Here is a 25,119-nt window from a genome sequence, read left to right as displayed (position 1 = left end):
AAATAGAGGTGGCGGAGTTATAAGCATACTCCAAATCTTAAGTATAGCTGTAATTAGAAGGATTTCATAAGCGTTTTGTAATGTAAGGAGCTCCTTTTAGGGGAGCTTTTTTTATATTATTAATAATAATTTCATGTACCGTAATTAATAATAATAATATAAAAACCTATAACAAGGGGATTCAGTCCAAGCCAGGTCACAGTAATACATTCGTTACCGCCTTTCTTTTTTTGAAGGAGATTTTAGTATTTTGAAATAGCGCAAACATTGCTATCAAGTTAAGATTATGCAAAGTCAATTTAAGACGAAATTGTTCTTTTTTCTAAAGGGAGAGTATATTGCTTTAACTATTGTAAATAATTTTGAGTCCAATAGATCTCTTATTCTTGGCGTAAAATTAAACCCCAATAAATGGGTAAATCCGAAAATCTATTTTGTGTAACCGACTGTGTCTGTATACAGCAATATGACTTTACTTGGTTTAATAGGTATGATAGGCTCGTTATTCAGAAAAGATTCCGATTGAGAAAAGCACATCCATAAAGGAGGATTGGTAATCATGAGTGATAAAGTACTTATTGTGGAAGATGAACGTGAAATTGCCGATTTGGTTGAGCTATACTTGAAAAACGAGAATTATACGGTTTTCAAATACTATACTGCTAAAGAAGCGTTGGAATGTATAGACAAGAATGCGATTGACCTTGCAATATTGGACATTATGCTTCCCGACGTAAGTGGTCTCACTATCTGTCAAAAAATAAGAGAAAAGCATACCTATCCAATTATCATGTTGACAGCGAAAGATACAGAAGTAGATAAAATTACTGGGCTAACAATTGGCGCGGATGATTATATTACAAAGCCTTTTCGTCCACTAGAGTTAATTGCCCGAGTCAAAGCGCAGTTACGCCGGTATAAAAAATACAATGGAGTAACGGCACAGAACGAGAATATTATCGTCCACTCTGGTCTTGTTATTAATATAAGCACGCATGAGTGTTCTCTGAACGAGAAACCGTTATCTCTCACTCCCACCGAGTTTTCAATCCTGCGTATCCTCTGTGAAAACAAGGGAAATGTGGTTAGCTCTGAGCGGCTGTTTCATGAGATATGGGGTGACGAATATTTCAGCAAGAGTAATAACACTATCACCGTGCATATCCGACATCTGCGAGAAAAGATGAACGACACGGTTGATAATCCGAAATATATAAAAACGGTATGGGGGATCGGCTATAAAATTGAAAAATAAAAATAAGAATAAAAAAATCGATTATTCAAAATTAAAACGGAAACTCTACCAATATATCCTTACGATTGTCATGGCAGCAGTTGTATTTGTGCTGTTTTTACGTCTATTTATCCAAGGAACACTTGGAGAGTGGATCGTACGTTTTTTGGAAAACAGTTATCATTTAGAGCGTTGGGACGCAATGATAATATATCAGTATACTATACGGAACAATATAGAAATTTTTATTTATGTGGCGGTAGCCATTAGTATTCTTATTCTATGCCGAGTTATGCTTTTAAAATTTGTAGAATACTTTGAAGAGATAAATACCGGTATTGATATACTTATTCAGAACGAAGATAAACAAATTGAGCTTTCTGCGGAAATGGATTTCATGGAACAGAAGCTCAACACGTTAAAGCGAACCCTTGAAAAGCGAGAGCATGATGCAAAGCTGGCCGAACAAAGAAAAAATGAAGTTGTTATGTACTTGGCACACGATATTAAAACGCCTCTTACATCAGTTATCGGTTATCTAATCCTGCTTGACGAGGCACCAGACATGCCAAGAGAGCAAAAGGCAAAATATGTGCGTATCACGTTAGAAAAAGCGTATCGCCTGGAACAGCTAATTGACGAGTTTTTTGAAATTACGCGATATAACCTTCAAACGATTACGCTCACGAAAAAACATATAGATCTATATTATATGTTGGTGCAAATGACTGATGAATTTTATCCCCAGCTTGCCGCGAAGGGAAAACAGGTGGTACTCCATGCTTCTGAAGATTTGACCGTATTTGGTGACCCTGATAAGCTAGCGAGGGTCTTTAACAATATTTTGAAAAACGCCACTGCATACAGCAAGGACGACAGCGTTATTGACATTAAGGCGGACCTATCCGAGGATGTGGTATCTATCGTTTTCGAGAACGCTGGATGCATCCCGAAAGATAAACTCGCTACCATATTTGAAAAGTTTTACAGATTGGATGATGCCCGTTCTTCTGATACGGGCGGCGCGGGACTTGGATTGGCGATTGCAAAAGAAATCATTGTTCAGCATGGTGGACAGATTTACGCGGAAAGTAATGATAACTCTACGACATTCACGGTAGAGCTTCCAGCCTTTCAAGACTGGGTTGATAAAGAGGGTTCATAGAAAATAATCATTGTTTCTTAAGAAATTCTTAAGGTTATTTCTACTTTTTCTTAGGAAATTAACAATTTAATATTAAAAAATGGCTCGTTCTTATGCGGTAGACTTAAACCAGAAGAACGAGCTTTTTTATTTCGTCAAAGAAAGATATGATAACTTATGCGTGGATTAAAATAGCTCAAATGTTTAGAAAAAGAGTGACACAAATATTTCTTTTCCTTTTAACGAATTGTGTCAAATGAGCAATCTGCTGTTTTGGATGTACCTGCACACAACTGAACAGAGTATCCACATAGATATAGCTTCGCTTTGCAGAAAGTAATCGTTAAGAGTTACATATCCGAAATCTTCAACGCTGAATCAGCGTGACATCATCATCAAGTCATTTACTTAAGGAGGAAGCTGAAAATGAAGAAGTAGTGTTTTTTATTGTTATTTTTCTTAGGTTTTGCTTTCATGAATAAAGCACTGTTTTTTCAGAATAAAGTAGAGGTACAAAAATATAATCAAAATCACAAAGATAACATAGATAATACAGGGACTACCTCAATTATTCAAAAGAAAGAGATTGTAAAAGAACAGATCTATCAAGGGAATTTGCTCTTAATTAACAGTAAATAGCCTATTCGCTATGTCGGTTTGCCTCACAGTACGATTATGCAAAAAATGAATTTAGCCTTGGAAGAATACCTGGATTATTTAAAAGAAGAAGAGAGCATTTCAGCAAGCATTGATGGGAAAAAATATACGATTTCATATTATCCCTTTTTTCAAAACAAGACAATTGACGTTGAAATACCAGTAAATGAATTTTGTGAAATACCTGGAAATAATATAGATGGGGTGATTGTGACCACCCGTGCTTGAATTATATTCTAAAATGACAAAGTTATAGATTACAATGTAAAGTTAGGAGATTTTAAATGCATTCAGGAGTTTTGATTAATTATTTATATACTTATTTTTTTACTATTATTTTTTGTATAGTGTTTCAAATTGGATTTTATTTTAAAACGAAAAAAAATATATCTATTCAGCATTTTGTATGGGTGTATGTTTTTCTATTCTACCTTTCACTAGTGTATAAGGTAACGCAGATAGGGACTATATGGGACATAGGTAGATACGAAACATTAATTCGTGCAAATCAAATTAACTTGATTCCATTTGCTTCTGAAGGTATGACTACTTATGTCTTAAACATTTTACTGTTTATGCCATTAGGTTTTTTATTGCCGACTATTTGGCCGCAGTTTAGAACAATGAAAAGTGCTGCCTATGCTGGATTCGGTTTTTCATTGGCTATTGAGTTAGGTCAATTGCTAGATAATAGAATTACAGATATTGATGATTTATCTATGAACACCCTGGGAGCAATTATTGGGTATTTATTATATAGAGTATTATTCAAAATGATATATATAAGAGATGAAAAAAAGATTGATAATAATATTTCTCTAGTAATAAAATACGAGGCTATTTTTTATTTAGTTTGCTCATTTATAGGTATGATGTTGATTTATTATCCAGTTTTATTTAGACGGCCTCTAATCCTTCAATAAGGTGATTAAGATACTGTCAGATAATATACATATAGCAAATTGATTCTTAAATAATAGGATATTACATATACCCATTTATATTAAATTCTCATAGAAATTTTTCAAAACTATTCTTACTGAAAGTTGAGTGGTTATTGAATTGATTTCTATTGCTCTCGTTTTATATCAAAGTACTAGCCTTTAATTAACAATTATATCCATTGTAAAAAAATAAGATAGGCTTTAATATTTACCAGTATTTAAATGCCGAAAATTATTTAAGGCATTTCAACCAAAATTTAAGAGGAGCATACAATGAACAAACTAAAAAGGATACTGAAACGTAAAATGACTTGGATAATTCTTATCCTATTCGTATTTGTTTATGTAAATAACAGTTCTTTTTTTGCTAAGAGGGACGATGGGACTCCTCTTCTTCTTGCTCACCGAGGACTTTCACAAACATTTAGCATGGAAGAGGTTGAGAGTGATACATGTACAGCAGAACGTATAAATAAACCTGAACATTCTTATTTAGAAAATACAATTCCATCTATGGAAGCGGCATTTAAATCTGGAGCTGATCTAGTAGAGTTTGATGTTCAACCAACTAAAGATAATAATTTTGTTATTTTTCATGACTGGACTCTTGATTGCCGTACTAATGGTAAAGGTGTTACAAGAGATTTTACAACAAAAGAATTACAAGCACTTGATATTGGTTACGGTTATACAGCTGATGGGGGTAAAACATTCCCGTTTCGTGGCAAAGGGATTAATCTTATGCCAACACTTGATGAAGTACTTACCCATTTTCCAGACCGTTCTTTTCTTATTCATATTAAAAGTGATGATGAAAATGAAGGAATTCAATTGGCTACTCACCTCAAGAAATTACCAGCGAAGCGCCTTGATCAACTAACTGTATATGGTGGTGATAAACCAATTGCTGCGATAAAAGAGCGCATCCCTAGTTTACGAACAATGTCAAAAGCGACCATGAAAAAAGATCTTATTACTTATATGGCATTAGGGTGGACTGGCTACATACCTTCAAGCCTGAAGCATGGAGAATTACATATACCAGACAAAGTGGCTCCTTGGCTTTGGGGATGGCCAAATCGTTTTCTTAATCGAATGGATAAAGCAGATACTCGAGTTATCATTGTAGGAGGAAATGGGTTTGGGTTTTCAAGTGGATTTGACTCATCTGAAGATATAAAACGCCTTCCTGAAGATTATACAGGTGGAATTTGGACAAATCGCATTGATAAAATAGCACCTGTATTTAAGAAATAAGGGATAATATAACAGTCGAAGTTTTTTCATCTGTTTAACCATTTATATTTTAAAAGAAGACTTATTAATAATTTTAAAGGTTTATATACCGAAAAACACCCCTGATTTCCTATGAATAATGGAAATCAGGGGTGTTTTTCGGATGAATGGAACTTATTTTATAAGATGGTTATCATTCAATAGCTGACATTACGACAAAGTTTTCTGTTAATTCTGGAACGATTAGAGCTTGGAAAATAAGCTATGAAGTGAATGGTGAAGACGGCCTAGAACAAGCACTTTCTTGGAAAAAGGAGATAAAGATAGATTTGAGCGTAGAGAGAAATTGTAATTAAAGTAAGATAGGACAAAGACTAGCATTGAGAAATATAAAAGATGGAAGTAACATAGGGGAATTACGCATAAAGTAATATTGACGGTTTAATTAACAAAATTTTCATTTTAATCAAATAAATACATGGTGTTTTTAAATTATAATAATGTTAATAGGATGAAAATACAGCTACTAATTAGTTATTTTAAAAATCAATTTTAGATAGGAAGAGGATAATGAAGACCAGAGATAGTTATAAAATTATTGTAATTGGTGCTGGGACTGCTGGAATATCTTCTACTGCACATTTGTTACGAAATGTACCCCTATTGAAAGAAAGTATTGCAATTATTGATCCATCAAAAAAACATTACTTTCAACCACTATGGAGTTTAGTGGGGGGAGGAATTGTATCAAAGGAAAGTACGATACGTGATCAAGAATTGCTTATTCCAAAAGGGGCAACATGGATCCCAAAAAGTGTTGTTAAGTTGTTTCCGGATGAAAATAAGCTACTTTTAGATGATGGACTGCTGCTTGAGTATGAAATTCTTATTGTAGCAGCCGGTATACAAATAAATTGGGACGGCATTAAAGGCTTAAAGGAGTCTATTGGGACTAATGGGGTTTGTAGCAATTACTCTTATAAATATGTTGATTCTACTTGGAGAGAAATTGAAAAATTTAAAGGAGGAAATGCGGTGTTTACCCACCCAAATACTCCTATTAAATGCGGTGGTGCTCCACAAAAGATTATGTATTTAGCAGAAGAGTATTTTTCTAATAGCGGTGTAAGAAACAAAAGTGAAGTAATGTTTTATACCGCAAACGCTAACATATTTCAGGTTCCACGATATGCTAATACATTAGAACAAGTACTAGAAAGAAAGCAAATAATAACAAATTATAATAAAAACTTAGTAGAAATTATCGCTGAGAAGAAAGAGGCAATTTTTGAAGATATGCAAACACTGAAAAGAGAGACAGTACCGTATAGTATGATCCATGTTGTTCCACCTATGGGGCCACGTAATTTTATTAAAGAGAGTGAAATAAGTGATTCCCAGGGCTGGGTAGATATAAACCCTTATACTTTGCAACATGTACAGTATAAGAATATTTTCGGACTTGGAGATTGTACCAATTTACCAACCTCTAAAACTGGAGCGGCAATTCGAAAACAAATACCTGTCTTAAAACAAAATATTATGGACGTACTTAACGGAAGAGACTTGCATGCTAAATATGATGGATATACATCGTGCCCCATTGTTACAGGTTATAAAAGTCTTATACTCGCTGAATTTAACTATGAACATGAGCCTCAAGAAACGTTTCCGTTTAATCAAGCGAAAGAACGATATAGTATGTTTTTACTTAAAAGATATATGTTGCCCTATATGTATTGGAACTTTATGTTGAAAGGGATCCTATAGGAGAATATAGAAAGCGGTTACAAATGTTGAAAAGTAATTTGAAATAACTATTTGGAGGGAATAGCTATGCTTTTAAAATATTTTTATGATGAAAAATTAGCACATGCTTCCTATTTAGTCGGTTGTCAAAAGGAAGGTGTAGCAATTGTAATTGATCCGGGTCGCTATATAGAACAATATATAGAATTTGCTAAGAAAGAGGGGATGGAAGTAATTGCTGTGGCTGAAACTCACATTCATGCAGATTTTCTTTCTGGGTCTAGAGAACTTTCTACTCTTTATCATGCCAATTTATATGTATCTGATGAAGGTGATTGTGATTGGAAATATCAATATCTTAACGAAGGTCGATATAATTTGGTTAGAGAGGGGACAGAGTTTAAAGTAGGTCATATAAAATTTAATGTAATTCACACACCAGGGCATACACCTGAAAGTATTTCTTTTTTAGTAACTGATACAAGTCAAAATAACTATACGAATGATAAGCCAATAGGAATATTCACAGGTGATTTTATATTTGTTGGAGATATAGGAAGACCCGATTTATTAGAAACTGCTGTAGGTATGAAAGATACCGCAAAAATAGGAGCGAAACAATTATTTGATTCTATACAAAAAATAAAAATACTCCCTGATTATTTGCAAATATGGCCATCACATGGTGCAGGAAGCGCATGTGGAAAAGCATTAGGAGCAATTCCGACTTCTACTTTAGGTTATGAAAAGATGTTCAATTGGGCATTTCAGTGTAATGAAGAAAGTGATTTTGTATCGACTTTATTGACGGGGCAGCCAGAGCCTCCAAGTTATTTTTCTTTAATGAAGAATTTAAATAAGTATGGTCCTCCAATTCGTAAGAAAAAAGAAGTTTTTGCTATTAAAACAGTAGAAGAACTTCAAGAAGTTATGAGAAGTGTTCAGCAAATAGTTGATATAAGAGAGGTAGAGAGTTTTGCTTCTGGTCACATCGAGAAATCAATTAACATACCGTATAACAATTCCTTCACAACCTGGTGTGGATGGTTACTAGATTATAAAACAGAAACTTTAATCATTCTAGATGAGGAAAAGGTTAGAGTGGAGGAGGTTATTAGGGACTTTGAATCTATTGGGCTAGATAATATTATTGCTTTTGCACCCTTACAAGTAATACAAAGACTTGATAGATTTGAAAGTTACAAAGAAAAAACATCGATTGAATTATATCCGCATATAAAGGATGGTAGCGTTAAGATTATCGATGTACGTAGTAAAAAAGAGTGGGAGGACGGTCATCTTCAAGATGCAATACATATCCCCCTAGGAAATTTATTTAAGCAGCTAGATTGCATACCAAAAGATTGCCCATTAGTTTTACAATGTCGAACCGGATTGCGTTCCGCTATAGCAGCTAGTATTTTACAAAGAGCTGGTATAAAGGAAGTGGTGAATCTAAAGGGAGGATTTCTTGCATGGAAAAAAGAAGAGCTTCCTTATACAACTTGTAGTATCAATGTGTAGGGAAATGATTCTTACTAATTTAAAATGGGTCATGATACACTTTACAATCAAGGAGAAGAAATAGAATTGAAGTGAAATGAAATTCAAGCCACATTTTACAGTTGAAATAGAAGAATTTTAAAGAGCTGAAATATAAAAAACACCTTATAGCTATAAGGTGTTTTTTATACCTCTTAAAATGACTTAAGATATGTTTACTTGAGTTCATTAGGTAGTTAGAGTTAGAGGTTAATAGACTATCTTTAACGAAAAATGTTGAGTAGTTCCCTTTTATTATACATTAATATATATAAATGAAAATGAATTCTTGCATCTTCAATCCTTTTCTTATTTAATACAACCTTGAATTTTATTTTTTCTCTCGTTTCTTTTCTTCATCTTGTAGTATGCCCCTAGTGATGATGTTCATACTAAGGCATGGACAGATGAATCAAAATAAAAATCATATAGATTCATAGGTTAGAAGCGTATAGGAACAAACAATATGATCTGTTCCTATTTTTTATTAATAAATAATTGGATGTCATATAATTGCAGAAACATAAGATAGAATATTCTCATTAATATTTCTACAGTTTTAAACTATATACATATAAAGGTAATAGGATTATATTTGCAATGAAAGAGAAAACAATAGATGGAAGGGGATGTTTTTATGTTTAAAAAAGCAGCGCTTGGTATTTCATCTTTGGCAATTACTGCGTTTGTCGGATTAGGAATGGCACCAGAAGCTTCTGCTGGACCTGCAGCACCACTTACTTCACTAAACGTTGTACAAGTAGAATCTGAGCAGGGCGGAGTAGAAACGATTAATCCAAACAGTTTTAGCACAACACGTGACCACGGGGGAAAATACTTATATATTACTACGAAGGAAATGGGATATGGTCAAAATCCATTTGCGAAAATGAATGGTTTTAATGTGAAAAGTATTGGCTCTACTATAATTGGTGGAAAACCAATTGTTGGTTGGTATTATAAGTGGGATGCCTCAGGACATCAGCAAGGAACATTTGAATATCAAAAAACATCTATTAACGCTCCATTTAATACAATGCGAACATCAATCTATATCAAATAAATATTGTGCACAGCTATAGGGTTATGACACGCAACATGAAATTTATAAAATTGAATTCATTTATATGATAAGTAAGAGTCTTCCTTAATGGAAAGACTCTTATTTTATTGTAATGATTATGTGAAGGGGGGAAGACAGAAATTCTAAAGCGATATTTAACATAAAAAAATAAACTAAATTTTCTTGAATACCTATGAAAAGAATAAATTTTCGTTCTGGGAGAACTTCAAAATGTTAGCTTGATAGCGATGTGAATGGAACCCTCACTGATTAAAGTTTCACTTTATTCCACGCCACTTTCCAAAATAGAGAAAGCTCCATTTCCACAATTAATTTCTGCCATCGCACCGTAAGGTAAAATAAACTTCGGTTCAGTATGGCCAAAATTTAAATTATAAAGAATTGGCAAATTTTCTAAATGATGTTCCTTCATAACCTGCAGTATTTCATGTTTATATTCTTCATAATACATTTCGTCTTGTGGCTTACCAAAAATAATTCCTTTTGCTTTTTGCAGAATGCCTTGCGCTGCATAATTTCGTAACCAATATTTTATATAACTTGGTTCTGGATGATCTTCAGAAGTTTCAAAGAAGAGAATACTATCCTCCCAATGTTTTTTCTCAGGCCAAAGCTCCGTTCCTTTTGCAAATTCCAATACTTCTATACACCCACCAATTAAACGCCCATGTACAGTGGTAGAGCCTTGAAGTACCTCATATCCATTGTTTTGCTGCATCGTACGCCTTGTATCCTTATTTATTTCTATCCATTCTAAACGCTCACTCGTCCATTCATGAGCTGGTTGAATCTCGCCAATCGTTTCAGTTGAAAAGAGAGTTCGATTTATCATTTCAACTGTATATGGATCCATCTCTACATTTTCGGCAAAGTCGGTCAAAATTGCCGGACCGTATAAAGAGGAAAGACCTGCTTTATGACAAAATAAATGTGAAATAGTAACGTCAGAGTATCCCATAAAAATTTTCGGGTTTTCACGTATTACATTAAAATCTATATAGGGAAGTAGGCGAATGCTATCTTCACCGCCAATATTCGCAATAATTGCTTTCACGCGGGAATCTTTAAATGCTGTCATTAAGTCTTCTGTACGAGCTTGTGGGTTGTTATAAATGAATTCACTACCTTTTAAACTATTTGGCATAGGAACAACCGTAAGACCAAAAACTTCTTCTAATCTTTTTACTCCTTGCTCATATCGCCATCTTATTTCAGAATCACCTGCACCGCCCCATGAAGGACTTACTGTCGCCACAATATCTCCTGCTTGTAACCTCTTTGGTTTTATTAACATGTGAACACCGCTCCTACATAATGTAATGGACTACGATTATACAACCTGTAGTATTGAAAAATATGATGCATGACATTAGTTTCTTCATCATCAATCCGTTTACCTGCTGGGATTCAAGAATTCAGTCTTAGTGTTGAATATAGGAATAATCGATTTATATTTGAAAATTACAGTATGCAACATTGCATAAGAAAGATGGTTGCTATTTTGACCAACCTGTAACTATAATAGTTACAGGTTGGTCGTATCCAATCAAAAATAAAATCATCATGAATGGAGATGTTTCATAATGGGTATGAAAAAAATAATTTTAGCAGGTGCTTTAGGAATTGCAGCATTATCAGGAACAAATTTACCAGGATTAGAAGTAACAAAAGCGAGTGCAGCTTCTATTGAATCGAATTTCTCGACGTTAGAAGGACGAGTAGTAGAAGTAGATAACGGTGTGATTGTAGTAAAATCTAAGCAATACGAAGAACCTGTTAGTGTATATATAGATTCTCTTTCAAACGTGAAAGTAGGAGATGAAGTAAAAGCTACTGGATCTATGATGCGTAATTTTACAGAATATATGGTTGCAACTGCAATTGAAAATACAACAAACAAGTTAGGTATGCACATGAAAGAAGATGGCTCACCTGATTATGTAATTGGAGAAGTATCAAAAGTAGGAACGATGGAAGATGAGGGAGAAGGTGCTACTAAATATGTCGTAGTGGAGTATCCATCCCTAAACGGGAAGAAAGTGATTATTGATGTTTTCTTAACGAAGGGACAAGTATTTAATGCGGGTGAGAAAGTGAAAATTGATATGAAGTATGTGGGCTGGGGCGGAAGTTCTATTAACTGGAACACAACGGATCATATCGAAAAAGTGCATGAAGTAAAGAGCAACGTTGAAAATAATGATGATGTTTGGATTTGGTCTTAATTAGAGTTCTGTAAATAACAAATGTATCATGCAGTACCCATCGAATTATCATATGTATGATAATTCGATGGGTACTTTTTCTTTATTTTATATTCGGGGCTAAGGTACATCATTGTATCTATAATAATTTTAAAAATGCGGGTATACAGTTGAATTGAACAACCTCATACAGACAAGTGTTTTAGCCTACTGCTTATGCATCGATTTTATTCAAAATTGCGACTCTGTTCGTCGTAAATAATAGATAATTTTGTTTTACTGTTCTGATTAAAATCCGGTCTGTTGTAGCGTATGCTGTTCCAATTCGGATTACGTTTTCTTCTTCTACACCAGCATAGGTTTCATCTTCTGTAACTTCAATAATTTCACTTAATGGAATTTGAACCTTAGCTAGTTGCCATGAAATAATTAATTCTTCATCTGTTTTTTTAACATCGATACCTAGCATGTTACCAAAACCTTTCTGTATTAAAATGTCACTATTAATTTTATTATACAGATTTAAAGGTTTTATTTCTATTATGAAATTTGATTTTTCAATTTTTTCACAAGGTATCGTACTACGAACAAAAAAAGGTATCCACTGGCATCTGCAATCTTTCTACAATGAAGACGATCTTTTTTATTTTGTAAATTTTTGAGAATAAGGGATTTCCGATTAGAATATGATGTTTAAATCGGAGCGAATTTAAAAAATACAATAATGAAAGAGGTGTTTATATAAGGAGCGAGATGAGAATTATTTACGAGCTAAAAAAAGAGTGGAGAATTTGAAAGCGTTTTATATTCATTTAGCGGTATATACACTAGTTAACTTAATGCTTTTTTTTATAAATATAAGCTCTGATTCAAGTAAATTATGGTTTTTATATCCACTTGCAGGTTGGGGGATCGGTATCGTTATACATGGTTTGACAACTTTTCCATTTGGGATATTCGGAAAAGAGTGGGAAGAACGAAAGATTAAAGAATATATGGAGAAAGATAAGTGAATTTATTTCTGGAATGTATGAATATAAAATCTCATATAAATTTCTATGATCAAACGCTTGATGCGAAGTCTATTTTATAGCTTCGCTTATTTGCTTTGTATTCGAAGTTTTTGCGAGTGAGAGTATTTATATTCATTTTTTAGGCTGAATTGCATGTGAAATCAAAACTTTATTTGTAGCGCATAATAAATACAGTTGTTATCCTTTTTTAATTACATGTCGATATAGGATAAAGTTGATTTATCATTCTATATTAAAATAAAAATAAACCACTGTTCGATTTGAATATTCCACGATATAATGGTGAGAGTTTATATCTGAAGAAATATTTGCATAAGAAGTGAGGTACTGTATGAAAAAAAGAACGACAGACATTATTTTTATTATTATTGGTGCATTCCTTTTTGCTTTAGGTGTCAATTTGTTTGTTATCCCGAATGAGTTCGGTGAAGGCGGGGTAACAGGTATCACGATTATTACTTACTACTTATTTGAGTGGTCACCAGGTTTAGTCAACTTAATATTAAATGCGATTTTGTTAATAGCTGGTTATAAATTTTTAAATAAGATTACAACAATTTATACGATTATCGCTGTAGTTACAAACTCGCTATTTCTTCATTTAACAGAAGGATGGACGATTGCTTCTGATGAAATGCTCGTAAATGCCATTTTCGGTGGAATATTTATCGGTTGCGGGATTGGTCTCATCATTCGCGTTGGTGGAACGACAGCAGGTACTACCATCTTAGCGAGGATGACACATAAATACTTAGGCTGGAGCATTAGTTATGGTCTACTGTTCTTCGATCTAATCGTTGCGTTTTCATCTTATTTCATCATTGGTGCAGAAAAACTGATGCTGACAATTATTATGTTATATGTAGGAACGAAAGTGATGGAATTTGTAATTGAAGGGTTAAATCCGAAAAAGGCCATTACGATTATTTCTGATAATCCGGATGAAATTGCCGGGAAGGTGACAACCTTAATGGGCAGAGGGGTTACCGTGTATTCTGGTCATGGCTATTACACGAAAACGCCGAAGGACATTCTTTATGTTGTTATTAATAAGCAAGAAGTAGTGAAGCTAAAGAGGATTGTTCAAACTACGGATCCGGCTGCGTTCATCGCTATACACGATGTTCGTGATGTGTTCGGAGAAGGATTTGTTGATATTTCGAAGGCTTAAAAATTGTTTTTGATTAAAATAATCTAAATACTAAAACGTGAGAATCTATTTTGAATCATCTTTTTTCAAAATAGATTCTTTTTCTTTTTCTTGCAAAAAATCCAATTGTTTCTTAATGTAGTGATGTAGAAGGATGAACAAGAGAGGGTTTAATGAAGATGATACATATTTTATTAGCTGATGATGATAAGCATATTAGAGAATTATTACATTATCATTTACAAAAAGAGGGGTTTAAAGTTTTTGAGGCTGAAGATGGAAAGGTAGCGCAAGAAGTATTAGAGAAGGAAAATATTCATCTTGCGATCGTAGACATAATGATGCCTTTTGTTGATGGCTATACGTTATGTGAAGAAATACGGAAGTATCATGATATTCCTGTTATTTTATTAACGGCGAAAGATCAGTTAGTGGATAAAGAAAAAGGATTCATTTCTGGTACGGACGATTATATTGTAAAACCATTTGAACCGGCTGAAGTAATTTTTCGTATGAAAGCTTTATTACGTCGTTATCAAATGTTGAGTGCTGACATGATTACACTCCACGGAACGACTATTGATCGTAAAGGTGTTGAAGTAAAGTGTAACGGTCAGACAATTTTGCTTCCATTAAAGGAATTTGAATTATTATCACAATTAGCTAGCTATCCTGGGAGAACATTTTCAAGAGAAGAATTAATTGAGTTAGTATGGGGAATGGATTTTGAAGGGGATGAACGAACGGTTGATGTTCATGTGAAGCGACTAAGAGATCGTTTCTCCAAACGAACGGATGATTTCCAAATTACAACGGTGCGCGGACTCGGGTATAAGTTGGAGTTGAAATAAAATGAAATCACTATATTCTAGATTTGTTTTTATGACAGTCGGTATTATGCTACTTAGTAGTATTATTGGATTTTTATTAACGAACGTATATTATCAGGTGAAGTTAAAACCGTACAATAGCGAAAAGATTTTAAAGTATGCGAAAGAAGTTAAATCGTTATATGAAAAGCAAAGTGAAGAAAATCAAGAGGCGTACTTACATTCTATTGCAAAGTTAGGGTATGAAATTTATATTGTCGATGATCAAAAGAATGGAAAGCGTATCGGCAATGCGTTTCGTAAGACGACGATAAGTGATGATACCGTCCGTAAAGTATTGCGAGGGGAGACGTTTAATGGTGTCTCTACGTATCCAACGCGTCTCTTTATTACAGGATTTTTCGATAACGAATTAATTAATAGTGTCGGTGTACCGGTAAAACACGGTGATAAACAGTACGCATTATTTATTCGTCCTGACATTCAGAATCAATTTGGTGAAATGCGAATTTTTCTAGCGGTATTACTTGGGTTTATCGTTTTATTAAGTATCATTTTTATAGCGATTGCAGCAGGGTATATTGTTCGTCCAATTCGTAAATTTACGAACGCTACGCAAAAAATTGCGAGTGGGGAATATGAAATTGAATTAGACGTAAAACGAAAAGATGAGATTGGTACGTTATCTACAAGCTTCCAAAAGATGACGAAAAGTATTAAAGAACTAGATGAAATGAGACAAGAATTCGTTTCGAACGTTTCACATGAATTCCAGTCACCGCTTTCTTCCATACAAGGTTTTTCGAAGACGTTGCAAACAGAAAAGATGAGCGTGGAAGAAAGAAACCATTACTTACAAATTATTGAGGGTGAAAGTAAGCGGATGTCTAGTTTATGTAAACAGTTACTTACGCTAGCTTCTTTAGATAAAGAGGAAAAGGTTCTACAAATAAGAGAATTCAATCTACAGAAGCAAATTAAAGACGTCATTTTTATGCTCGAATGGAAATGGCGCGAGAAAGATATCGCCGTTGAATTTGATGTGCCAGATATCACTATAAAAGGTGATGAAAACTTACTTCATCAAGTATGGAGTAATATTTTCACGAATAGTATTAAGTTTTCAAACGATGCTGGGACGATTGAGTTTTTCGTCGAAGAGTTAGAGTCTAGTGTCATTATCTCTATATCTGATAACGGAATCGGTATGGAAAAAGAAGAAATGGATCGTATTTTTGACCGTTTTTACAAAGTAGATATAGCAAGGGCAAGAAACGTAGAAGGTAGCGGTTTAGGGTTATCGATTGTGCAGAAGATTGTTGAACTGCATAAGGGAACTGTTTCAGTATATAGCACAAAAGGGGAAGGGACGACTGTTCGGGTGGAACTTCCGAAATAGATGGAAGAGGCTGTTTGGGAACAGCCTCTTTTTTGTCGTTTTTTGTTGGTAAGTCGATATAATCGAAAAATCGCTGATATAATTCGAGTTACGCTGATATATTTAAAAAATCGCTGATATTAATTTCATGTACTGTATTTCTGCTATAAAGCCGCACCTTTCCCGCGCTCTTCCTTAAACCGAACTCCAAAAGTATCCGCTGTAATTTCATCAGCTTTCGGCAATGAACGTAATTTCGGATGAAGTAGCCATACTAGAGAAATGAATAAAATCCCGATGCTAGCGAGCGCGAAAATGAGTTGGCTACTAAATACATTTGCGGTGTATCCGCCAATTAAAGAACCGAACGGCATAGCAATTGTGCCCATACTTCGCATGACTGAATTGATCCGTCCAATATATTGATTTGGAATTACAATTTGACTAATTGTCGCAAATAAGATGTTCGTGGCTCCAATTGGAATCCAAGCTAGGCCGAATAAGAAAATAGATAGCCATTGAAACGGTACGATCGTAGAGAGAAACCAAAAGAAAGCGCCAGCCGCAAAGCTAATAATGGAGACGTGGCCAACATTACGTTTGCCAACCCATGAACTGAAGAGTGCTCCAATTAAACTGCCGGCGGATATAGCTGCTAAAAAGAAGCCATATAATTTCACGCCTCCTAAAGAATCAGCGAAAGAAGAGAGTATCGCCATCGTCATACCGATAGAAAAATTAGCGACAACTGAGCTGATTAAGAAGACGCCCATTAAGGAACGAAAGACGATTGAAAAGCCTTCTTTTAAATCTGAGAAATATTGTTTAGTTGAAAGTGATGTGCCCGTTTCGGTTTGCGTTGGCATTTTTAATGAAAAGAACAAAAGGGCAGTAATCGCGAATGTTAAGGAGTCGACCACATATAAAGTAATGGCACCAAGTAGTGCTACTAATATTCCAGAAAGAGTCGTACAAATTAAATCAATACCTTGATACGCAAATGAAAAGAGAGAGTTTCCTTTTAATAATTGTGTTTTATGCAGTAGAAGTGGTAAAGCTTTCGATTGTGCGGGATAGGCGAATTGTTCGATAAAGGCTACGATGGGCATAATGATGAGTAGTAGTTGGACTGTTAATAGGTCGAAGTAGTGTGTAATAGGGATGATTAAAATAAGAATGCATTGCAAAACTTGTGTGATGACGAGGGTGTTTTTGATTGACCATCTATCAACGAATGGACCGGTAAGAAATTGTAATGCAGAAGGTAATAACGTAAGGAAACCAGCTAATCCAGAATAAAAAGGATTACCACTCAGCTTATATACGAGCCACATCGCTGCTACATAATACAAGCTATCTCCTATGTTTGTAAAAATTCTCCCTAAAAATAATAAGAGGAAATTCCGGTTTTTCAATATGTCCATTTAATCTACTCCTTTATAATAAATTTATTCGGTAAAATAAATTTGACCGTTTATGTAAAAAAAATCGTGTTACGATTTTTCTTCTTCTTTCACAAATCGTTGCATTGCTCGTTCATCGATTTGTAGTGCAGTGGTAGAAATGTAATACGATTTACTATTTGGATCGTTTTCCGCGTCTTTTGTGATTTCATTTAATTCAGCCATCAATTCATAAAACTTTTTCACCCACACTTGAAATTGTTCCGGCGTAGCATCAAACTCCCAGCAGGATGAAACGTAATTCCACTCAGCCGGGTCTTCGCTTACTTTTCGTAATGTAAAAGCTTCTTCTGGTGCAGCGAGAATATGGCTTTTCGTCATTTCTGTCATTTGTAAAAAGATTTGGCGACCTGACTCGCTTAACATTTCTAAATGAGGTAATAGATCTGCAGCAGGTGTGAAGCCTTTCGCGACAGATTGATAAAACTTTTGAACGATGCCATTTTTTTCTTCTGTATATACGATTTCTATAAAACCATTTTTCTCTAATTCTTTTAAATGATAATGAATTTTCGCCCTTGGAATGCCGAATTTCTCAGATAGTAATTGTCCTGTATAAGGACGTTCGCATAGACGCATCATCATTTCGACACGTAGTGGGTCGCTTATTGCTTTTAGTTGGCTATAAGTAGTTAGTGTGAACATGGGCTTCAACATAATCAACTCCTCAAATGAAATTACTCGGTCAAGATTATTTGACTGAATTGTATCAAGGATTTTGTTTATTTTCAATACTTTCTGAAAATTTAATCTTTCTTCTGTAATCTTCTGTTCATATTCCGTTCATATTTCTTTTTTATGATAAGTGCATAGAAAGAAAGAGGAAGGAGCGAGCGAAATGTTTTTAGCTCTGCGTGAATTGAAACAATCAAAATTAAGATACGGATTAATCGGACTGATTATGGTGTTATTATCATTTTTAGTCCTTGTTATTTCAGGATTAGCAAATGGATTATCATATGATAATGCTTCATCGATTCAAAATATGGAGGCAAATAAGTTCGTTTTAGCAGATGATGCGGAAAATAAATTACTCCGTTCACAAATTAAGAAAGACGATGTAGATAACGTAGTCAATCAAGTAGGCGAGAAAGAGGCAGTTCCGTTTCGCGTGAAAGTTTCAACGTACGAAAAGAAAGATAGTTCGAAAAAGGTTGATATTGCCATTTTCTCAAGTGAACGCGATACATTTTTAGAACCGAACATTGTAAAAGGTGAGAAATTAAGTACAGCAAACAATGAAATGGTTGCTGACGAATCCATTAAAGAAAAAGGAATCGATATTGGGGATACAATTATTGATCCTGTTTCAAAGAAAGAATTTAAAATCGTTGGATTTACGAAAGACCAAATGTTTAGCCATACACCAGTCGTATATGTAAATGAAGATGTATGGGGGGCTATCTCACAACCAAACCAAAAAGATTATAGTGCAATTGCGCTTAATACAGATAAAGAGATTAAAAATGCTCATGTTATTGATAAAAAAGAAGTACTACAAAGTATTCCAGGGTTTAAAGAAGAGCAAGGAACATTAACGATGATTATTGCGTTCTTACTTGTAATCGCTGCGTTATTAATCGGTGTATTTTTCTACGTTATTACACTACAAAAAACACAGCAATTAGGCGTATTAAAAGCAATTGGTACAAAGAATTCTTATTTAGCAAATAGCTTAGTCGTACAGGCGTTATTTTTATCAGTCGTTGCGATGGTAATTAGTATTGTTCTTGTACAAGGGTTAGAAACAATTTTACCAGCAGGTATGCCGTTCTTATTAACAACACCGATGATTGCACAATATGCAGCAATCTTTATCGTCATTAGTATTTTAGGAACACTTATTTCGTTATACCAAGTATTAAAAGTTGATGCGCTAGAAGCAATTGGAGGCGGGATGTAATGACTTCATTATTAAAATTAGACAAAGTAAGTAAAGTGTACGGAGAAGGGGATACAGAAGTAACAGCCCTTCATCCGATATCGCTTGATGTGAAAGCCGGAGAATTTATCGGAATCGTCGGTCCTTCTGGATCAGGGAAAAGTACGTTATTATCAATCGCGGGTGCTTTATTATCACCGTCAAAAGGGGATATTTACATTCGTGAGCAAAATATTACGCAGTTATCGGAAAAGGAAATGACAGACATTCGTTTGAAAAAAATCGGATTCATTTTCCAATTTGCAAATCTTGTTCCATATTTAAATGTGAAAGAACAATTGCTTTACATTGCAAAGCTGAAAAAAGAAAGTAAACAAGAATCAGAAAAGCGTGCGGATCATTTATTAACGGCATTTGGATTAGGAGAAAGAAAAAATCATTATCCAAATCAACTATCTGGTGGGGAAAAACAAAGGGTGGCAATCGCTCGAGCTTTCATGAACAACCCAGATTTAATATTAGCAGATGAACCAACGGCAAGCTTAGACTCAAAACGCGCACGTGAAGTCGTTGAAATGATGAAACGCGAAGTGAAAGAGAGCCAAAAAGCAGCCATTATGATTACACATGATGAAAGAATGCTTGATGTATGTGATCGTATATTGACGCTTCGAGATGGACAGTTAATATAAAGAAAAAGGCCAACCGTACATGCGGTTGGCCTTTGTATAATTGTTTTTAAGAAGTATAATGGCTTTATTTTGAGAATAACGTTTTAATTCTATTTCGTGTTACTAATAAAATCCCGCCTAATACAGATAACATACCTAAAGTCATATTATTTGATTGCTCACTACCAGCGTTAGGAAGTTCTCTAGCATTGTTGTTTGCATTTGTAGTACCAGTCTTTGTTTCTGTTTGTTTCGATTGAGATACTTCATTGATCTTGTTATCTACATTTTGCTTCGTTGTATGTATCTCAGCTAATTTGTCATCAATTTTTTTCTCAGTATGTTTAAAGTCGTTAATTTTAATGTCTAAGTCTTGTTTTTTCTTTGATAGATCGTCTGAAACAGTTTGTTTCGCTTGTTTAATTTCATTGATTTTATTGATTAAGTCTTGTCTAGCCTTTTGTAATTCAGCAAGTTTGTTTTTCACATCTTGTTTAGCTAGTTCTAAGTTAGCGGAAAGACTATCTAAATTGCCTTTAATTTTCTTAAGTTCTTCTAACGTGTTACCAGTATTCGGCTTGTTTTCTTTTAGCTCAGCAAGTTTGTCCTCAGCAGTTTGTTTCGCTTTCTTTAACTCAGCTAATTTTTCATCTACTTGTTTTTTAACTTCCTTAAGTTCAGTAACTTTCTGATCGATGTTTTCTTTATGTTGCTTAATTTCATTCACTTTTTCATCGACAGTTTGTTTATGTTCTTTAATCTCATTAACTTTATTATCGATATTTTGCTTATGCTCTTTTACTTCAGCAACTTTATCATCTACTTGTTTTTTATGCTCTTTCATTTCAGCGATTTTATCTTCGGCGATTTGTTTATCTTGCTGAAGTTTTGCATCTAGCTCTTGTTTATGTTGTTTAATTTCGTTGATTTTTTCATCGGCAACTTGTTTACGTTCATGTAGTTCATTCACCTTCGTATCAACATTTTCCTTAACCTTGTTAAGTTCATTCAATGTTTGATCCGCGTTTTCTTTGTGTTGCTGCAATTTCGCATCTAACTCTTGTTTATGTTGCTTAATTTCAGCTAATCGATCTCCCGTACTTTGCTGAGGAGTAGCATCAGTTACTTCTGCATGAGCAGAGTTTGCGCCAGCAATCATTGCTAAAGCTAGTGTAGACGCAGCGATTGTTTGTTTTGTTTTCATATTTTTGTACCTCTTTTCTTTCATATGCATGAGCTGTTTTGTGTAAAAATGAGCATATAGAAGTAGATTATCTTATCATTATATACCATGTTAGGCGCTTAGAGGAAGGATTTGCATAATAATCTATGATTATGTAATTTTAAAATTCTTTTATTTTGGGGTAGGGGACAAATCTTTAGCTAGATGAACAATTTCTTCTATAGTAAAGTTTACATCTTTACTATTGCGAATAACAAACAAATAATCAGCCTCGTTTTCTACAGGATCCACCACATCTTCATGTAGTGATTCAGCCTGTTGTCGATCGAGTACTTCTTTGAAACTAGAATAACCACCTCTAAAAATATTCGTACTTCGCGTGCTTCGAGCCACTCTTTCATAAAGTACATCATTTGGAATGTCAAAATGAACGAGTATGCGTACGTATTCCTCTTTCTGAAACAATTCATTTAGCAAATACATCCGGCCGTTTCGGCTTCTATTTGAATTGCAAATAATAAAGTGTAAACTCGTATGTTCTTTTGCATAATCAACAATGAATTTTGAAAGACCGTGCTTAAATGTATTAGCGCCTTCAGTTGGCTGTAATTTTTCATAATGCGTGTTAACAAATTCTGCTTGGTTATCTTGATCCATAACGAAAGAGTGGGGTAACTCTTTTTCTAAAGCTTTTGCAAATGTAGTTTTTCCTACTGTAATAATGACGAATCGTTTCATATTGGCTTCCATAAGTATTGTTATAATCAGGAATGTTCGTTGTGAATCGACCATTTTCCTGCCAGATAATATACAAAGTGTCGGAGTGATAGTAGGCTGGAAACTTTACAAAAAAACTTATTTATGCTATAATTTACCAATATAAAAATAACGTGTATAATAGGGTTCTCCTGGCCAGGGGATCCTATTTTTATTGTGAAAATGAAGGAGAGTGTATGTGCGTGAAACAAGGTGAAGCAAGTGTAACGTCGTTAGTATCAGCTTTCGGAAGGGCATATCATAGTGAATTTGATAATCCGAAAATCTTTGATGATTACATCGCTAAAGAATTCATATCGCCAAAAGAACGAATTAATATTGAAACGAATATGGTTCAAGGGATACATTTTTTCAATACAGACATTGCTGAGCAGTTTCAAGATAATCCGAAAGAAATATTAAAATGGATTACACAAGTTCAGTTATCACCAACACCTTTAGCACGTGCGGCATATTGTGAAAGAGTATTGTTACATGAAATTGCATTAGGCGCAAAACAATACGTCATACTCGGTGCAGGCTTAGACACATTTAGTTTTAGACACCGAGAGTTAGAGGATAAAATAGAAATATTTGAAATAGATCATCCTTCTACGCAAAGATTTAAGAAGGAGAGAATAAAAGAAGCAGAATTTGAAATTCCAAACAACCTTCATTTTGTTTCAATGGATTTTACGAAAGGATTTTCCAATGAACAGTTACGGAATGAAGCATTTGAAAATAAAAAGACTTTCTTTAGTCTTTTAGGTGTTACGTACTATTTAACGAAAGAGGAACTTTCTAGTTTAATAGAATACTTATTCGAGATGGTTCCGGTAGGGAGTTCTATCGTTTTCGATTATCCGGATGAAAACTTATTTACGGAAAAGGGATTGTCCAATCGAGTTGAAAACATGGTAAAAATGGCTGCGGTAGGTGGAGAACCGATGAAATCATGTTTTTCTTATGCCGAAATGGAAGCACTGTTAGAGAAAGCGGGCTTACTCATTTATGAGCATTTATCACCAGAAGACATAAATAAATTATATTTTGAAGGACGAAACGATTATTTAGAAGCTTTTGAAACAGTGCATTATGTACATGCGGTGAAGAAGTAGAGGATTAGTAGGCATGGGGAGGAATCTCTGTGTCTTTTTTTCGTATTAAATTCATTGCCCTTGGATAAAGAACAGTAAAACACCTAAGTATTTAACTTTTTGATTTTTATTACAATTTTGTAAGGTTAAGTAATAAAAATCGATAGAACGGGATATTAGAATGGGATACTCTGATTGATGGGTAGAATATTCTGAAAAAAGGGTGGAGCAAATGAAGGATAGACAAAAAGCATTGATAATATGCAAAGGTATTTTATGTTTAATTATTTGTATGCTAATTACGAATGAAGTGTGGTTTATGAAAGTAGCGAGGGCAGAATCGGGTACATTGACTGATAGGAATATAGAAAACTTTAAAAAAAAGATGGATGAACAGGTACCAAAATGGCAAGAAAATTATAATGTACCAGGGGTTGCAATAGGGATTGTACATGAGGGGCGTATTGCTTATACACTTAACTACGGTTATGTAGACAAAAAGACAAAAAAAGCGGTTAGTGATGATACGTTGTTTCAAGCTGGTTCCATATCTAAAAACCTTACAGCGTGGGGAATCTTGCATCTTGTAGATGAAGGACATTTATTACTAGATGATCCCGTTGGAAAATATCTGACCAAATGGAAATTACCTAATTCAGAGTTTAATAATAAAGAAGTAACCATAAGAAGATTGTTAAGTCATACTGCAGGGCTATCTGCACATAAAGGATACCTTGGGGTTGCACCGGGGAAGCATCTTGATTCTATCGAGGAATCTCTGTCTGGAAAAGGATGGCTTAATGAACCAGTGGAGGTTACCGATAAACCAGGTTCAGAAACAAATTACTCTGGTGGTGGATATACAATTTTACAACTTGTAATTGAAGAAGTTACCGGAATACCGTTTGATCGTTATATGGAAGAACAAATTATGAAACCTTTAGGAATGAAATCTAGTTCATTCTTACAACGTCCTGAAAACCATAACCTTTCGAAAGCTTATGGATATTTTGGAGAGGAGCTCCCTAGTTACCAATTTACCGAACAGGCTGCTGCAGGTCTTAAGACAAATGTTACCGATATGATGACATTGATACTTGCAAGTATGGATGCAAATAATAAAGGTAATGGTGTCATCAAAAGTGAACGTGTTGAGGAAATGCAAAAGCCGGTATTAGGGGAGAATGGTTTAGGTATATTTGAAAAAAAACTATCTAATCAATGGAAATTAATTTATCATTCTGGTGACAATCGAGGTTGGCATTCTTTTTATGGTTTCATTCCTAATACAAAGGATGGATTGGTAATTCATACGAATAGTGAAGGGGGTATAGACTTACGACAGGATATATACCACGCATGGATTGAATATGAAACTGGAAAATTACCTGAAAGTTACTTCGCTCTAGCTGAGCAGAGAAAAAACAACTCTATTACATCAATTGTTATTGGAGCCACACTTGGTTTATATTTGCTGCTGTTTGTGATTAGATTGTACAAAGGTAGAAGAACTTTCATTCTTAAGCAAGAGAGGAAATCTTACATCGGATTAGTAGTTAGGACATTTTTACTTGTTATTACTGCTGTTCTCGTTTTTTGTGCTGCCTATTTGTGGAGAGTTTTCAGTTTGAATTCCGGTAATACAATAAATTTTATTCTAATAATGGCTTGGATTATAACTCTATTAATTAGTGGATTTTTCCCGAAAATTAAAAGTAATAAAAAACAACGTATGAAACTAAGAGATTTAACATCAAAATTTACATTTATGTAATGTTGAAAGCTAGAAAGCTAGATTGGCGCGAATCGTTAATTGCGGAGTGCAAAAAACGACAAAATCTCTTAAAAAACACTTAACTTTTAATGCCATCTATCTTTACA

General features: G+C 34.3%; 21 protein-coding genes and 3 pseudogenes. 17 read left to right on the top strand and 7 right to left on the bottom strand.

Translation table 11 applies throughout. The features are described 5' to 3' along the window. Positions 1–348 precede the first annotated feature (348 nt). Positions 349–459: pseudogene (locus V7S50_RS34055) on the bottom strand (Tn3 family transposase); the annotation flags it as partial. A gap of 100 nt (positions 460–559) precedes the next feature. Between V7S50_RS34055 and vanR-A the strand changes: the two are divergent. From vanR-A to V7S50_RS17050, 8 genes and pseudogenes are all read left to right on the top strand, one after another. After that, entirely contained in the window at positions 560–1,255 is a 696-nt protein-coding gene (vanR-A, locus tag V7S50_RS17085; protein WP_242254420.1) for a vancomycin resistance response regulator transcription factor VanR-A, read from the top strand. Further along, a complete protein-coding gene (vanS, locus tag V7S50_RS17080; RefSeq protein WP_242254417.1) occupies positions 1,245–2,399 on the top strand; it encodes a vancomycin resistance histidine kinase VanS in 1,155 nt (384 codons plus the stop codon). The genes vanR-A and vanS overlap by 11 nt, the downstream gene beginning before the upstream one ends. 621 nt (positions 2,400–3,020) lie before the next feature. Beyond that, positions 3,021–3,263: pseudogene (locus V7S50_RS34050) on the top strand (D-Ala-D-Ala carboxypeptidase VanY); the annotation flags it as partial. A gap of 56 nt (positions 3,264–3,319) precedes the next feature. After that, positions 3,320–3,958 carry a VanZ family protein gene (locus tag V7S50_RS17070; RefSeq protein ID WP_242254415.1) on the top strand — a complete coding sequence of 213 codons (639 nt, stop codon included), beginning with the start codon at positions 3,320–3,322 and terminating at the stop codon, positions 3,956–3,958. A 294-nt stretch (positions 3,959–4,252) separates the two neighbouring features. Then, a complete protein-coding gene (locus V7S50_RS17065) occupies positions 4,253–5,236 on the top strand; it encodes a glycerophosphodiester phosphodiesterase family protein (protein ID WP_242254413.1) in 984 nt (327 codons plus the stop codon). A gap of 549 nt (positions 5,237–5,785) precedes the next feature. Then, a complete protein-coding gene (locus tag V7S50_RS17060; RefSeq protein WP_242254411.1) occupies positions 5,786–6,985 on the top strand; it encodes an FAD/NAD(P)-binding oxidoreductase in 1,200 nt (399 codons plus the stop codon). Positions 6,986–7,051: 66 nt separating this feature from the next. Next, positions 7,052–8,488, top strand: coding sequence for an MBL fold metallo-hydrolase (locus V7S50_RS17055; protein ID WP_242254409.1), 1,437 nt, complete (start codon positions 7,052–7,054; stop codon positions 8,486–8,488). A 655-nt stretch (positions 8,489–9,143) separates the two neighbouring features. After that, positions 9,144–9,569 carry a DUF4879 domain-containing protein gene (locus V7S50_RS17050; protein ID WP_048530324.1) on the top strand — a complete coding sequence of 142 codons (426 nt, stop codon included), beginning with the start codon at positions 9,144–9,146 and terminating at the stop codon, positions 9,567–9,569. A gap of 283 nt (positions 9,570–9,852) precedes the next feature. Here V7S50_RS17050 and V7S50_RS17045 read toward each other — a convergent pair whose 3' ends face one another. Then, positions 9,853–10,884, bottom strand: a complete 1,032-nt coding sequence (locus V7S50_RS17045) for a S66 family peptidase (protein WP_242254406.1) — start codon at positions 10,882–10,884, stop codon at positions 9,853–9,855. A gap of 289 nt (positions 10,885–11,173) precedes the next feature. Here V7S50_RS17045 and V7S50_RS17040 point away from each other — a divergent pair, with 289 nt between their 5' ends. Then, on the top strand, positions 11,174–11,815 hold the full coding sequence (locus V7S50_RS17040; RefSeq protein ID WP_242254404.1) for a hypothetical protein: 642 nt from the start codon (positions 11,174–11,176) through the stop codon (positions 11,813–11,815). 193 nt (positions 11,816–12,008) lie between these two features. On the opposite strand, the gene V7S50_RS17035 is transcribed toward V7S50_RS17040, so the two are convergent. Next, positions 12,009–12,263 (bottom strand): SunI/YnzG family protein, encoded by a 255-nt coding sequence (locus tag V7S50_RS17035; protein WP_242254402.1) that lies wholly within the window; start codon positions 12,261–12,263, stop codon positions 12,009–12,011. Between the two features lie 277 nt (positions 12,264–12,540). Between V7S50_RS17035 and V7S50_RS17030 the strand changes: the two are divergent. From V7S50_RS17030 to V7S50_RS17015, 4 genes and pseudogenes are all read left to right on the top strand, one after another. Next, positions 12,541–12,807 (top strand): annotated as a pseudogene (locus tag V7S50_RS17030) (2TM domain-containing protein); the annotation flags it as partial. Between the two features lie 352 nt (positions 12,808–13,159). Then, on the top strand, positions 13,160–13,999 hold the full coding sequence (locus V7S50_RS17025) for a YitT family protein (RefSeq protein ID WP_063222304.1): 840 nt from the start codon (positions 13,160–13,162) through the stop codon (positions 13,997–13,999). A gap of 152 nt (positions 14,000–14,151) precedes the next feature. Then, on the top strand, positions 14,152–14,829 hold the full coding sequence (locus V7S50_RS17020) for a response regulator transcription factor (RefSeq protein WP_000781967.1): 678 nt from the start codon (positions 14,152–14,154) through the stop codon (positions 14,827–14,829). Position 14,830: 1 nt separating this feature from the next. Next, the gene (locus V7S50_RS17015) at positions 14,831–16,207 is read left to right on the top strand and encodes a sensor histidine kinase (protein WP_242254398.1); all 1,377 of its coding nucleotides are present in this window, start codon (positions 14,831–14,833) and stop codon (positions 16,205–16,207) included. A 143-nt stretch (positions 16,208–16,350) separates the two neighbouring features. Here the strand turns inward: V7S50_RS17015 and V7S50_RS17010 are convergent, their stop codons facing one another. Continuing rightward, positions 16,351–17,610 (bottom strand): MFS transporter, encoded by a 1,260-nt coding sequence (locus V7S50_RS17010; protein ID WP_336376458.1) that lies wholly within the window; start codon positions 17,608–17,610, stop codon positions 16,351–16,353. A gap of 69 nt (positions 17,611–17,679) precedes the next feature. After that, positions 17,680–18,306 (bottom strand): ArsR/SmtB family transcription factor, encoded by a 627-nt coding sequence (locus tag V7S50_RS17005; RefSeq protein ID WP_242254394.1) that lies wholly within the window; start codon positions 18,304–18,306, stop codon positions 17,680–17,682. A gap of 181 nt (positions 18,307–18,487) precedes the next feature. Here V7S50_RS17005 and V7S50_RS17000 point away from each other — a divergent pair, with 181 nt between their 5' ends. Together V7S50_RS17000 and V7S50_RS16995 are read left to right on the top strand one after the other, a co-directional pair. After that, positions 18,488–19,552, top strand: coding sequence for an ABC transporter permease (locus tag V7S50_RS17000; RefSeq protein ID WP_242254392.1), 1,065 nt, complete (start codon positions 18,488–18,490; stop codon positions 19,550–19,552). Next, positions 19,552–20,223 (top strand): ABC transporter ATP-binding protein, encoded by a 672-nt coding sequence (locus V7S50_RS16995; protein WP_242254391.1) that lies wholly within the window; start codon positions 19,552–19,554, stop codon positions 20,221–20,223. The genes V7S50_RS17000 and V7S50_RS16995 overlap by 1 nt, the downstream gene beginning before the upstream one ends. Before the next feature lie 64 nt (positions 20,224–20,287). Here the strand turns inward: V7S50_RS16995 and V7S50_RS16990 are convergent, their stop codons facing one another. After that, positions 20,288–21,406 (bottom strand): LPXTG cell wall anchor domain-containing protein, encoded by a 1,119-nt coding sequence (locus V7S50_RS16990; RefSeq protein ID WP_242254390.1) that lies wholly within the window; start codon positions 21,404–21,406, stop codon positions 20,288–20,290. Between the two features lie 150 nt (positions 21,407–21,556). Beyond that, a complete protein-coding gene (locus V7S50_RS16985) occupies positions 21,557–22,135 on the bottom strand; it encodes an AAA family ATPase (protein ID WP_242254388.1) in 579 nt (192 codons plus the stop codon). A gap of 203 nt (positions 22,136–22,338) precedes the next feature. Here V7S50_RS16985 and V7S50_RS16980 point away from each other — a divergent pair, with 203 nt between their 5' ends. Both V7S50_RS16980 and V7S50_RS16975 read left to right on the top strand, forming a co-directional pair. Further along, positions 22,339–23,259 (top strand): class I SAM-dependent methyltransferase, encoded by a 921-nt coding sequence (locus tag V7S50_RS16980; protein ID WP_242254386.1) that lies wholly within the window; start codon positions 22,339–22,341, stop codon positions 23,257–23,259. Positions 23,260–23,470: 211 nt separating this feature from the next. Then, positions 23,471–25,012 carry a serine hydrolase domain-containing protein gene (locus V7S50_RS16975; RefSeq protein WP_242254385.1) on the top strand — a complete coding sequence of 514 codons (1,542 nt, stop codon included), beginning with the start codon at positions 23,471–23,473 and terminating at the stop codon, positions 25,010–25,012. Positions 25,013–25,119 lie beyond the last annotated feature (107 nt).

The sequence above is a fragment of the Bacillus sp. CCNWLW194 genome (assembly GCF_037120585.1).
In the GTDB taxonomy this organism is placed as follows: domain Bacteria; phylum Bacillota; class Bacilli; order Bacillales; family Bacillaceae_G; genus Bacillus_A; species Bacillus_A basilensis.
The sequence above is the reverse complement of the archived record's forward strand: the minus strand, read 5'-3'. Positions and strand labels throughout refer to the sequence as shown.

Coding starts and splice junctions, on each gene's coding strand:
- V7S50_RS17025 (WP_063222304.1), top strand. CDS start 13,160: ATGAAAAAAAGAACGACAGACATTATTTTTATTATTATTGGTGCATTC.
- V7S50_RS16980 (WP_242254386.1), top strand. CDS start 22,339: ATGTGCGTGAAACAAGGTGAAGCAAGTGTAACGTCGTTAGTATCAGCT.
- V7S50_RS17015 (WP_242254398.1), top strand. CDS start 14,831: ATGAAATCACTATATTCTAGATTTGTTTTTATGACAGTCGGTATTATG.
- V7S50_RS16985 (WP_242254388.1), bottom strand. CDS start 22,135: ATGGAAGCCAATATGAAACGATTCGTCATTATTACAGTAGGAAAAACT.
- V7S50_RS17070 (WP_242254415.1), top strand. CDS start 3,320: ATGCATTCAGGAGTTTTGATTAATTATTTATATACTTATTTTTTTACT.
- V7S50_RS17065 (WP_242254413.1), top strand. CDS start 4,253: ATGAACAAACTAAAAAGGATACTGAAACGTAAAATGACTTGGATAATT.
- V7S50_RS17050 (WP_048530324.1), top strand. CDS start 9,144: ATGTTTAAAAAAGCAGCGCTTGGTATTTCATCTTTGGCAATTACTGCG.
- V7S50_RS17005 (WP_242254394.1), bottom strand. CDS start 18,306: ATGTTGAAGCCCATGTTCACACTAACTACTTATAGCCAACTAAAAGCA.
- V7S50_RS16995 (WP_242254391.1), top strand. CDS start 19,552: ATGACTTCATTATTAAAATTAGACAAAGTAAGTAAAGTGTACGGAGAA.
- V7S50_RS16975 (WP_242254385.1), top strand. CDS start 23,471: ATGAAGGATAGACAAAAAGCATTGATAATATGCAAAGGTATTTTATGT.
- V7S50_RS17020 (WP_000781967.1), top strand. CDS start 14,152: ATGAAGATGATACATATTTTATTAGCTGATGATGATAAGCATATTAGA.
- vanR-A (WP_242254420.1), top strand. CDS start 560: ATGAGTGATAAAGTACTTATTGTGGAAGATGAACGTGAAATTGCCGAT.
- V7S50_RS16990 (WP_242254390.1), bottom strand. CDS start 21,406: ATGAAAACAAAACAAACAATCGCTGCGTCTACACTAGCTTTAGCAATG.
- V7S50_RS17055 (WP_242254409.1), top strand. CDS start 7,052: ATGCTTTTAAAATATTTTTATGATGAAAAATTAGCACATGCTTCCTAT.
- V7S50_RS17060 (WP_242254411.1), top strand. CDS start 5,786: ATGAAGACCAGAGATAGTTATAAAATTATTGTAATTGGTGCTGGGACT.
- V7S50_RS17035 (WP_242254402.1), bottom strand. CDS start 12,263: ATGCTAGGTATCGATGTTAAAAAAACAGATGAAGAATTAATTATTTCA.
- V7S50_RS17040 (WP_242254404.1), top strand. CDS start 11,174: ATGGGTATGAAAAAAATAATTTTAGCAGGTGCTTTAGGAATTGCAGCA.
- V7S50_RS17045 (WP_242254406.1), bottom strand. CDS start 10,884: ATGTTAATAAAACCAAAGAGGTTACAAGCAGGAGATATTGTGGCGACA.
- V7S50_RS17000 (WP_242254392.1), top strand. CDS start 18,488: ATGTTTTTAGCTCTGCGTGAATTGAAACAATCAAAATTAAGATACGGA.
- V7S50_RS17010 (WP_336376458.1), bottom strand. CDS start 17,610: ATGGACATATTGAAAAACCGGAATTTCCTCTTATTATTTTTAGGGAGA.